Annotated in this window: 6 protein-coding genes; all 6 read right to left on the bottom strand. The window is 33.6% G+C overall.

From position 1 onward, the window contains the following. Window positions 1-20: 20 nt before the first annotated feature. On the bottom strand, window positions 21-398 hold the full coding sequence (locus D3P13_RS09705) for a VanZ family protein (protein ID WP_117881794.1): 378 nt from the start codon (window positions 396-398) through the stop codon (window positions 21-23). After that, complete coding sequence (gene gcvH, locus D3P13_RS09700; RefSeq protein ID WP_117881793.1) at window positions 364-744, bottom strand: glycine cleavage system protein GcvH; 381 nt, start codon at window positions 742-744, stop codon at window positions 364-366. The genes D3P13_RS09705 and gcvH overlap by 35 nt, the downstream gene beginning before the upstream one ends. 253 nt (window positions 745-997) lie before the next feature. Beyond that, window positions 998-8,164, bottom strand: coding sequence for a T9SS outer membrane translocon Sov/SprA (gene sov, locus D3P13_RS09695; RefSeq protein WP_232829167.1), 7,167 nt, complete (start codon window positions 8,162-8,164; stop codon window positions 998-1,000). A gap of 4 nt (window positions 8,165-8,168) precedes the next feature. Continuing rightward, a complete protein-coding gene (gene ruvA, locus D3P13_RS09690) occupies window positions 8,169-8,750 on the bottom strand; it encodes a Holliday junction branch migration protein RuvA (RefSeq protein ID WP_117881791.1) in 582 nt (193 codons plus the stop codon). A 259-nt stretch (window positions 8,751-9,009) separates the two neighbouring features. Then, window positions 9,010-11,289, bottom strand: coding sequence for an NADP-dependent malic enzyme (locus D3P13_RS09685; RefSeq protein WP_117881789.1), 2,280 nt, complete (start codon window positions 11,287-11,289; stop codon window positions 9,010-9,012). A 67-nt stretch (window positions 11,290-11,356) separates the two neighbouring features. Continuing rightward, window positions 11,357-12,292, bottom strand: coding sequence for a tRNA epoxyqueuosine(34) reductase QueG (gene queG, locus D3P13_RS09680; RefSeq protein WP_394336457.1), 936 nt, complete (start codon window positions 12,290-12,292; stop codon window positions 11,357-11,359). Between the last annotated feature and the right edge of the window lie 268 nt (window positions 12,293-12,560).

Below are 12,560 nucleotides of genomic sequence, written 5' to 3'. Positions count from 1 at the left end.
TACTTATACAAGAATTATTTTTAATTCTCTCGTTTTATAAACCACAAATAAGACACTAGATATGCCAAAATCACACCTGAAGCATTTGCAACTTCGTCATGCCAGTCAGCAGTGCGATATGTGGTTAAAGTTCCCTGAAGTACTTCAAGAACCATGCCGAAAACAATAAGCGATGCAACAATATAAAGCCATCTGTTAAAACGTGACCTGTAAACATATAACCAGCTTGCTCCTAAAGTGAAATAGGCTATAAAGTGACCATATTTATCAGAATTACTTACATTTATCTTAGCTATCCCATTTAAAGATATTAGACTTAAAAGGGTAACTAGAAGGGTTATAAAAATGGCAACGGCTAAAGCGTTACGCTCCAATAACTGCTTTATACGCTTCAGCATCTAATAAATTATCAATCTGCGAAGAATCGCTAATTTTAAGTTTAATCATCCACCCATCTCCATAAGGATCTGAATTTACACTTTCAGGGCTGTCTTCTAAGTCTTCATTAAATTCAATTACTTCACCAGATAAAGGCATAAACAAATCTGATACCGTTTTTACAGCCTCAACAGAACCAAAAACTTCGTCCTTATCAACAGTTTCGTCTAGTGTGTCAACATCAACATAAACAATGTCGCCTAACTCGCTTTGTGCGAAATCGGTGATACCAACGGTGGCAATGTCACCATCAATTTTAACCCACTCGTGGTCTTTAGTGTATTTTAATTCTGCAGGAATATTCATATAATGTATATTAATTAGAAAACAAAGTTAGTAAATAAATAGGGTATCCTAAAATCATTTGTTTAGTAAAATTACTCCTTCAAATTTTATAATGTTTTTGGCACTAAATATTAAACATCTTTAGCGTTAAAAAATGCGATAATTATTTACTTAGAATAACAATAAGAAGAAGATGACTTAAAATGGTAAGAGCTTATTAATTATTGAGTTTTCTTTGATTTTTTATGTGTGTTGATTAAGTTTAGTCTTGTGATTAGTTCCCAATAGTGTAACGAATTTGAATACCGGCACTAACAGATTTTCTTGGAAAAGTAGTTGATATTAAAAAACGAGAACTATTCTGGTCATAATAAAATGAGGCTAATAAATTCTTGTTTAACGCATAATCAGCTTTAAATTTAAATGAAAGTAAGCGTTGTCCTCCCGTTACTTGGTTGTTTAAAACATCGATAGAACGAATGGTAGTAGAATTATTACGGATGCTAACATCTCCTGACAAAGTAATATCACCTTTAAAACTAGTGATTGAATTACCTGTTCTCATTTTTAACTTCACATCTTTTAAACGGTAACCCAAACCTAAGACATATTCTTTACCTCTTATCTCTGTGATGGTATTGTTGCTAACATTTAAGTTCAATGTTTTGTCCTGTTTAAGTTCTGCCCTAACAGAGAAAGAGTTTTTCATACGCATATCCACTTTTATTAATGGATTGAACTCTTCAACTAAGTTTATTCCAGAAAATATTTTTTCAGGTCTATAGTTTCCATTATCATCTAATTCTGAATACTTGTTGGTCTCAGTACGTAATAGATTATTATTAAACCCTATAACTTGATAGCTTGAATTGTATTCATGCTCAACAATAAAACTTCTAAAGTGTTTTTTAAACCATTTGAATTTCATGAACCCCTTATAACTTAAACGCCAATTCGGAATAGGAATATCTCTAAATGCACTTAGTTTGACTTTACTAGCATCTCGACCGGAATACGTTGCTAAGAATGCTGGAATTAGAACTTGTTGGCTGTTTTCTCCAAAGCCTGAAACATTTGCTCCAGATTGCTGTGCCAATCGTTGTTGAATAATAGCCCTATTAGCTTTAAATTCATCGAAAGTAGCATCGCCATCGCCATCAAAAGCTTTACCTAACATAAAATGACTGATACTAAAATTACCAACTTCATTAAAAGGTTGATCTGTTAGCTCTCCATTTATAACATCTATTTGTTGCGATTTGTTACTTGTAAATATTTTATTTGCTGATAGTTCTATGTTAAAATCTTTAAAAGGTCTAACATCAGCATTAATATCTAGTTTGCTTAAATGTGTATTGGTAAATGTTTTACTGTAATAGGGATCTGCTACACGTCCGCCAGCAGTTGAAGTGTCTCTTGATACTAACCAGGCATTAGCGGCAGCTAAGTCTTTTATGTCACTTTGGCTACCAAATACAAAACCAAAAGTAGGAGCGAGGCTACCATTATATCTGTCTCTTCCAAGAAATCCTATTTCAGGTGTATAGCCAGGTAAAACAGTACCATTTTGTTCTGAATATGCAATTCTAATTTTCTTAACAGAAGTAACCACATCTACAAGTCCTTGTAGAGCTTTTTGCCCTCCAGTTGTATTTTTAGTGTTGATAACCTTTCTTCTTGTTCTTGGAGCAGCTATTTTCTTTGTCGTAGAATCTCGTTTTTTAGCGTTTTTAACTCTTTTAGGTCTCTTCGTCTTTTTCTTAGCCAAATCTAATAGACCTGTTCTTTTATATAACTTGGTCATGTCTAAATCTGCAGAAAAAGTATGTGTATTGGCATTTTGAACCGTATTCCCTATTTCATCTACATATTCTTGAGCAGACGCTTGCCAATCAAAATCAGCGGTATAACTATAGGTTCCGTTTAAAAAGTCGAACCAAGAAATTTTACTTAATGGTATTTTATAAGTAGCGTCTAAGGTTTGATGGTATTGATTTGGTCTTCCTATACTAAAGAAATTATCAAATAAGCGGTCTGTAAGTACCTCTTGTGTGTCATCATCTTTTAAATCATTAATATAACTAGTGGCCGCTCTAAAGCTAAATTGTAAAGATTTGGTAAGGTCATAAGCAATATTATAGTCCCAATCAAATAGAAATCTTCTTTGTGTAAACTCTATAGGTTCAAATCCAGATACTAGAGCCCTTGAAGCTTGTTGGTTATAGCTTCTTATGATGTTTGAATTTACAGATATTGAAGTTGGCAATGGATTTAGATTAAAATCTTTTACAAATTTGAAGAGGCTATTTTTTTCTAAATATTGTGAATTTTTAAAAGGTTCAAATTCTATTGGCTTAAATGCATAATTATAATTAGCTGCAGCTCTTACATTTTGATCTAAGAATTTTTCTACTACATAATCTTTGTGGTAGGTGTCATTATATGCATATGAAACGGATAAATTCTCAACATCATAAAAACGTGTTTTCTTTTCAGGATTTGTGCGTTCTTTTCTAACATTAATAAGATTTAAACTTCTACGTTTGGTATAATCTCTTGAGCTTTCAGCTTCCGCATCATTTTTACTGAAACGAACGTCTTGATATTTCTGATTCCATTTTGGATCTGCAAATTCTTCTCCATAGCTCACATTTAATGGAATTTTAATTCCTGCAGATTTAGGTAATAATTGGCCTACGTTTATATTACTGATAACGTCGTATTGTTTTGCATCTTCTTGACTTCGTTCATTTACTGTTTGCTCGAGTGAACCAAAACCTTGAGAGTTAGCTCTACCTGAAACCGAAAAGTCTGCAAAATCTGCAAAATTGGCATCAGCATTTACAACAGCTGCCCAACCGCCTTCATTATCATAATCAGTAACTCGTAATTCATTAAACCACAATTCTGCACTTTTAGACATGTTTGATCTGTTTTTTAGACCTATCATTATGGTTTTAATATTTCCTAAATTTGGATTTCCTTTCATACGTAACCTAGCATCAGGTTCCGCAGTTTCACTAGGGTACACATCTGTTACTGAAGTAGATGTTGATACCCGCTCAATTTTTAATTGTCCAAACGCTTTTAAGTCAGCGATTATATCATTTTCTTCTGGCCAAATTTCTTCATCAAAACTAGCACCAAAAGGTGTTATTTTTAAAGGTAGTTCATATTGATAAAAGTTATCATCGGTGTCACTACCCATTCTAATTATAGCTACGATGTCATCATCGTTAAGGCCTAACTGTCCAGCAATAGCTTCTGCATGCACAAACATTTTTAACGTATTAAACATTCGCATGTCAAACTGAGTATTTTTATAAACAGCCCTTGTTTCTCCAGGTAGTAAGTCCTTTATTCTAATTAATAACGACTGTTCGTTTTGTTCTTGCAAAGTGGTTGTACCTTGTAAACGCTCACGTTGTAAGCCCGGAGGTAAAACATAAGGAATAGGTGTTTTTCCTTCGTTTTCTTGAACATTAACTACGCCTACCTCAAAGTTTCTATTTTCCGCCTCAGTTAATTCTTGAGGTGGGTCAATAGCATCATCTAAGGTTTTAGTATATCTTCTCCAATCACCACGAACCAATTCTAATTCTCCAAAACGCAATACAACAGGCACTTTAAATTTTGTTAAGAACATCCTCATAAAGCGGATGGAATTAAAATCTGAAATATTACCTACTGTCTCGTCAGGTGTCGATATTGGGATTCTAAATTGGTACCACTTTGTTTGCTGTTGTGTGCCATCAGCTAATGTAACTGCTACAATTTTTTCATCTACAATGTTATTTTGACCAACAATAAAGTTAGATGGATCTATATTTACCTTGTATTGAAAATAACCTTCAACCGTACTCATGGTCTGATCTTTATTAATGTCTTCAATATCAGGAAAAGAACTTGCGGCCGTTGGGTATGATTCTGTTGAGTTATTTATAGTAGGTGAATTGCCTTGTGTTTTATTGAAATTTCTATAACGCGTTATTATGGATGCATCTGAAGCATCTAAATCACTACCTCTAAAAAAGTTGTAATTATCGTTAGCGGGGTCAGGGCCAAATTGTGTTCCAAAACGAGTAGCTTCTTCATCGTCCTTTAATCCATCTAATCCTAAATCTTGATTGGGTCTTTCGTTATCTTTTTCTGTAAAAGCATAAATTAATGATTGTTTAACGGGAATATCTGACCAAGCTGTTTCGTCAACATTTGCTCCAATATTAGGCTTAGCAATTTTAACGCCATCTTCAGGTAAACCGTTTTCATACATTCTTCGGTTATCTGTTAAAATATCTTCAGAAATATTACCTAAGTTGAAATACAACTCCCCACCAAAGTCACCTGAGTTTACATTTGTAGGTCCACCTTCTTCAGGTTTTATTGAATAATTTTCATAAGGATCCATTAACCAAAATTGAATATATTCTACATTGGCTTGTTGAAAATCTGTAGTATTTAATGATCGCATAATCCCAGCCCAACGATTTTCAGGATCTGTAAATTTTCCGTTGAGTACATTTTGAGTATCGAAATTATAAGAGCCACGCTCTTCAGGGAAATAAGCTAAATCTAATGTATTAACAATATTTGATTGTGTAATGTCTAAGTCTAATTCAGGGAATAATTCGTTGTAACCTACTTGCCGAACTTCTGCTCTTGATAGCTCAGATTCGTCAATGTTATTAGGTTTTAATGAGTTACCATAAAACAATCTATCAATGGTGTACCATGATAGTTGTGATCTTTTTTTACCATATTTTAATTGATCTGTATCAGCATCATTATAAAATTGCAAATCAGGTGAATTCTGATTTTGAGGTACACTGGCTAAAAACCACTGTCTGTAAGAACTAATATCTAATGGAATTTGTGAAGCTTCAAAGTCATCTATATAGGATGCATTTTCGCCTTCAATACCACCATTTTTATTTTTTGCGGTACCTGGCATTAAATAAGCAGCATCTGCACGAATAGAAAAATTAGAAGTTACATCAGTATCAATATTTGGTAGTTTGTTAACCCACTTTGTAAATTGAGGAACTTCGGTTTGATAGCTTAAATTAAATCCAGCAAGTGTATTGTTTACAGATTCTTGACCAAATTGCATTTTACCATAAGGTTTTTCACTCATATTAATAAGCGTACCACCTATCGCAAAATTATCTGAAAAAACATGTTGAATGTCAACTCCTAAATAACTACGTTGTTGTTGATTAAATCCGTTATTGTTTTCTACTGATACGTTAATTGGAGCATTAGATGCGGTCAAATTCGGGTTGATAATTTGAACAGAACCTGAAATGTAGTCTACCACATAATCAACACCTTCTAGCAACTCTCTTCCTCCTGAAGTAACAGTAACAGAACCTTTTGTTACGTTAAAGGCCCCTAAAGGAATTCCTCTATCATTTTCTGTTTTAAAATAACCTTTAATAACATATTTATCTTTGTATTGAAAGTCGTTTTGTGCTTGTGATTTTGTTCTGTCATACAATTCTGTAAACACATACTGGTTGTCGGCTGCGTCAGTTAGTATTTCGCCTAATTCGCCAGGGTTGTTAGCATTAGAAGTATTACTGTTTCCAAAAGGTTCTACAGTTGGAAAAATAACATACCCATCTTGAGAATTTATAGTAAGACTTTCAATAAAATCAAACAAACCATCACCATTAGGAACTGGGTCATTTGATTGATCTAAACGATCAAGTCGTGTTAAGTTTAGTAATGTTTTATCATTTACACCTGGAGTAGTTGCATGTTGTAAGATATTTAAAGGAACACCTTCTTCATCATCTTGATACATTAATTCAAGTCTAAACCCATCTGCGTTTAATTGATATGCCCCTGGTAATGCGTATACATTTTTCATCATTAAATCCCACATCGGTATTGTGGTATTCACAATTTCACTACGCAATAATTTTACCACTAAATTGGCTGGAGCAGTAACACCATCGGTAGAGAGTTCACCAACACGGAAAACATTTTCACCTGCTACACTACTGTCTGAATATTCAAAAGCTACAGCTAATATTTCACTATCTGCCAATCTTCTGTTTAACGTAATATATCCGAGTTGCGGATCTAATGTGAAATCTATACCTAGAACTAACTTTCTAGCATTTTCTAAAATGGTATAATCGGTTCCTTGTTGATAGCCAGCTAAAGTAGAACTTACGGTTGAAATATCTCTAATACCTCCATTAGGTGTTAAAAAATTAATAATACTGTTGGCATCATTGGAAGGGTCTTTTTTACCCGCTGCAGAACTTACTAAACTAGAGTGAATATTTGTAGGGTCATTTTCACCTAAATCGGCCAATGCAACTATACTACGGACATCTTCAGTTGTGTTATTCTTGTTGGTAACCCAAACTTCAATTTGTGTAACTTGTTTTGAGCTACTTATTAATGGTACCCTAGCCATAGCACTATTGAAGTCGTCACGAAAGCGTTGCGATAGAAAGAAATGTCGGTTGTCATCATAATTACTAGCACTCATTTCAAACTCAGAAATGGTAGCACCACCTTCGGCTGCAACCGAGGTGGTTTGTGATTTTTGTTGTGAGAAGACGCCTGTTACCATTGTTTTACCAAATTGTAACTGAGTCTTAAATCCAAAAAGATTTTGTGCTCCACTTACTAATGAATTTTGAATAGGCATACTAATATTACCAACTTCAATTTTTTGAATAATATCGTCTTCAGTAGGTGTATATTCTAATTTTATTTGATTTTGAAAGTTAAATGTTGATTGCGTATCAAAAGCAGCGTTTACACGTAATCGCTTACCTACTTTTGCATTTAGACTTGCATTAATTTCTGCATCAAAATCAAACGTAGTGCTTTGACGGTTGCGTTCAGACAATTGAGGGTTTTCAACTTTTTGAAATAAAATACCCATCTTAACCAAGACAGAACCTTGTGGGTTTACTTCGATTGTGTTTCCGCCAAAAATATTTTCAAAAAGATCTGATTTCACATAATACCTTGGCATTAAGTTCTTTTGAGCGTCACTATCCTTATTTCGACCACTCACTGCACTTACTTTTTCTTTAAAGTAATCTATCATATCTTTCTTAAGACGGTACTCTTTGTACTCATCTTCAGTCATGTATGATGGGTGCTTTACATAATAATCACCAACTTTTTTTACAAAAATGTATTGTTTGGATTCGGCGTCATAAAGAATTTCGTATTCTGATAAGTTATCAAGGAAAAGACTGCCTTTCTGATCACGCTTAAAATTGTAAGGCAAATCAGGTAAAGTATCTCTATTTACCGTTTCGACATTTTTAGTAACTGGTTTTGAGACGCTTACTTTAGTTGTGTCTTTTGGGTTTGGGGCAGAAGGGGGTGTTTGAGCAAAAATGGGGGTTGATGCAAAAAACAGTAATAATAAAAATAGACTATATGTCTTTTTTAAGTTGATTTTCAAAGTTTTACAAGATTTTTAACGCTTGCTTAATGATGTTTTCAAGAGAGGTGTTAGGGGCTTCTTGAATTATTTTTTGTACTATTTTTTCCACTTGTTTTCGCGAAAACCCGAGTACTTCTAAAGCAGATAACGCTTCATCTCTAATAGTATTGTGGTTGAATGCAGAATCTTCTGAGATTTCGTAAGTTTTAACAATTTTGTCGCGTAAATCTATGATTACTCGTTGTGCCGTTTTGGCACCTATTCCTTTTACAGATTGTATGGTGGCAACATCTTCAGAAGCAATGGCGTGCTGTATTTGTTCAGGCGTCATTGAAGATAGCATTGTTCTACCAATACTTGGTCCGACACCAGAAACAGAAATAAGAAGTTTAAATATTTCACGTTCAACTTTATCAGCAAAACCAAACAGCGTATGAGAATCTTCTTTAATATATAAGTAAGTATATAATTTTAAGGCTTCCGCATCGGGAATTTTGGAATAAGTGTTCAAAGAAATGTTTAGAAAATAACCAACTCCATTACATTCAATTATGACATAAGTGGGGTTCTTTTCTACTAATTTTCCATTAAGATGAGTAATCATTTTAGATTGAGTAGTTAGAGTTCTTAATTCAATCCGTAAATGTAGTTTTTAAATTTTGAATGGCGAAAAAATTGTTGAAACGATTGTGAGTTTAACGTTTAATGATCTTAGAATTTTAGGTTTTGAGATTATTTTAGGCAACGATGCCTAAAAAATTTTATTCTTAATAACCCTAATGTAAAAAAAGACTGATTTCAATAAATAAAATCAGTCTTTTTACTATTTGTGTTTTAAAAATTTGCTATTATTTTTCAGTCAATTAGCATTTCCTTTTCTCACATTCTTGTGCGTCAATAACAGCAACCGCTGCCATGTTTACCATTTCGTCTACACTGGCTCCCAATTGAATAATATGAGCAGGTTTTTTAAGGCCTAACATTATTGGACCAATGGATTCAGCATCATATAATTCTTTCATTAATTTGTAGGTGATGTTTGCAGCGTCTAAATTCGGAAAAATAAGTACGTTTACTTTTTTATCTACTAATTTAGAAAATGGAAATTCTTTTTTAAGCATTTCTGGGTTTAAGGCAAAATCAGCTTGTATTTCACCATCTATAACCACATTAGGATATTCTTTGTGAATGTATTCAATAGCCTTTGCTATTTTCGTCGCATTTTTATTGTCAGACGATCCGAAATTTGAATACGATAACATGGCAATGTTGGGTTTAATATGAAATATTTTAGCTAGTGATGCTGTTAGCTGCGATATTTTTGCCAATTGTTCAGCAGTTGGGTCTAGATTAATAGTGGTATCCGATAAAAATATTGGACCCCTTTTGGTCAACATCAAATTAGTTGCAGCTACTCTGGTTACACCATCTTTCATTCCAATTAACTCTAATATCGGTTTTACAACAGAAGAGTAATTTCTAGAATAACCGGTAATTACGGCATCTGCTTCACCTTCATTTACCATCATGGCGGCAAAATAATTTCGTTCTCTCATTAATTTTTGAGCATCTAATAATTTTATACCATTTCGTTGCCTTGCTTTCCAATAACTTTTGGCAAATCTATTTTTTCTCGTTACTTCTTCATCAGTTTTAGGGTCAATAATTTCAACATCACCTGAAAAACCAATCTCTCGTTTTAGACCTAAAATGGTTTCTTTTCTTCCTAAAAGAATAGGGGTGCCAATACCTTCATCGTATACAATTTGAGCCGCTTTTAAAACATCTAAATGATCAGCTTCTGCAAATACTACTTTTTTAGGATTGCTTTTTGCTCTGTTGTGTAATAAGCGAATAACTTTGCTTCCTGTTCCTAAGCGTTCCATTAATTCGTCTCTATACTTATCCCAATCTTTAATAGGTTCAGTGGCAACACCACTATCCATTGCAGCTTTAGCAACTGCCGGTGGTATTTCATATATTAATCTTGGGTCAAAAGGTTTTGGTATTATATATTCTTTACCAAAAGTTAAGCTAACTTCATCATAAACAATATTTACTTGCTCAGGTACTGGGTGTTTGGCTAAATTAGCTAATGCATGTACTGCCGCCAATTTCATTTCTTCGTTAATTTTAGTGGCACGTACGTCTAAAGCTCCTCTAAAAATAAATGGGAAACCTAAGACATTATTTACTTGGTTCGGATTATCAGATCTACCCGTTGCCATAATAATATCCTTACGAGCTTTTACTGCTGAGTTGTAATCAATTTCAGGAATTGGATTTGCTAATGCAAAAACAATTGGGGTCTCTGCCATTGATTTAATCATAGCCGCAGTTACAATACCTGGCTGAGACAAGCCGATAAATACATCGGCATCATTCATAGCTTCTTCTAAAGTGTGTATGTCTCTTTCTGTAGCAAATTCTGCTTTTTCAGTAGTTAGTGTTCCTCTATCTTTACGAATAACTCCTTTACTATCTAACATTACTATATTTTTAGGGTTTGCACCTAATTTAATATAGAGTCTCGTACATGAAACTGCAGCTGCACCAGCTCCACTAACAACAATCTGTATTTTCGTAATGTCTTTTTTAGCAATTTCAATAGCGTTTTTTAATGCTGCGGCAGAAATAATTGCGGTTCCATGCTGATCATCATGCATTACTGGAATGTCCAGTTCTTCTTTTAATCTTCTTTCTATTTCAAATGCTTCTGGAGCTTTTATGTCCTCTAAGTTAATTCCTCCAAACGTTGGAGCAATAGCTTTTACGGTTTCAACAAATTTATCTACATCTGTAGCGTCTACTTCGATATCAAATACATCAATATCTGCAAAAATTTTAAAAAGTAAGCCTTTACCTTCCATTACGGGTTTAGAGGCTAAGGGCCCAATATTTCCTAATCCTAAAACTGCAGTTCCATTAGTAATAACCGCAACTAAATTTCCTTTTGATGTATATTTATAGGCGTCAGATGGATTTTTTTCTATAGCTAAACAAGGTTCAGCAACGCCTGGAGAATATGCTAGTGATAAATCACGTTGTGTAGCATATTTTTTTGTTGGTACAACTTCTATTTTTCCAGGTTTTGGGTAAGCATGGTATTTTAAAGCTTCATTTTTTTTCTTGCGACTATCCATAAAAAAAGATTTGATTAAACTAATAAACTGGATTAGGCCAGTTTGATATAAGCTTACAAATTTAGCACTATTCGTCTAAAAATCTAATATTGCGTTGCAAACCTGTAAATTTTGTTCGCTTAACTGCCGATTTTTTAAATACTCTTTTAAATACATCTTCAGTGAGTTCAGTCCAATCTTTTTTTGTCATTTCTAGAAGCTCTGGATGCGGATTAAATAGTGGTTCTTGGTGTGATTTTGAAAAGCGATTCCATGGACAAACATCTTGACATATGTCACAGCCGAACATCCAATCGTCAAATTGACCTTTAACAGAACTGGGAATTTCATTTTTCAATTCAATCGTAAAATAGGAAATGCATTTACTGCCATCGACAACATATGGTTCAGTAATTGCTTGAGTAGGACAAGCGTCAATACATGCTGTGCAGGTTCCACAATGATCAGTTGTTGGAGCATCATAATTTAAGTCTAGATCAATAATAAGTTCCGCAATAAAGTAAAAGGAACCCACTTGCTGGGTTAATAGGTTGCTGTGTTTGCCAATCCAACCTAAGCCACTTTTTGCAGCCCAGGCTTTATCTAATACAGGGGCAGAATCTACAAAAGCTCTGCCGTTTACTTCTCCAATTTCAGTTTGAATAAAGGTTAGTAAACTTTTTAGTTTGTCCTTTATTACAAAATGATAATCTGTGCCATAGGCATATTTAGAGATGTTAAAAGAATCATCAACTTGTTCCTTTTCGGGATAATAATTAAGGAGTAAAGAAATTACCGATTTTGAGCCTTCTACCAGTTTTGTTGGGTCAAGCCGTTTGTCAAAATGATTTTCCATATACAGCATTTCACCGTGCATATTTTGGTTTAACCATTTTTCTAATCGAGGTGCTTCAGCTTCTAAAAATTCAGCTTTGCTTATGCCACAAGAAAGAAAACCAAGACGTTTAGCTTCTGTTTTGATGAGGGATGACCACTTTATAGTACTATTTTTAATTGATATCAAATTTGAAAATCAGTTTTTATTAATTCGATGTTAAAAAAGGTTTCACTCAAGTCTGTTTCAAGTTGTTTTACTCTACTTTCAATCAAAGTTATTAACATAATATTTTATTATGTTCTTAAAGATAGTTTATTTTTTAAAATTGCAATTTAAAAATATAAATGTAGGTTCTGAAATAGCAAAATTTATATCTAATACTATAGAAATAACGGAATAAATAACTATTGAACAAGCACAATGGACATTGACTAGAGCATACTTATTAAAAATT

The organism is Aureibaculum luteum, from assembly GCF_003449015.1.
In the GTDB taxonomy this organism is placed as follows: domain Bacteria; phylum Bacteroidota; class Bacteroidia; order Flavobacteriales; family Flavobacteriaceae; genus Aureibaculum; species Aureibaculum luteum.
This window is presented reverse-complemented; position numbering and strand designations above follow the sequence as displayed.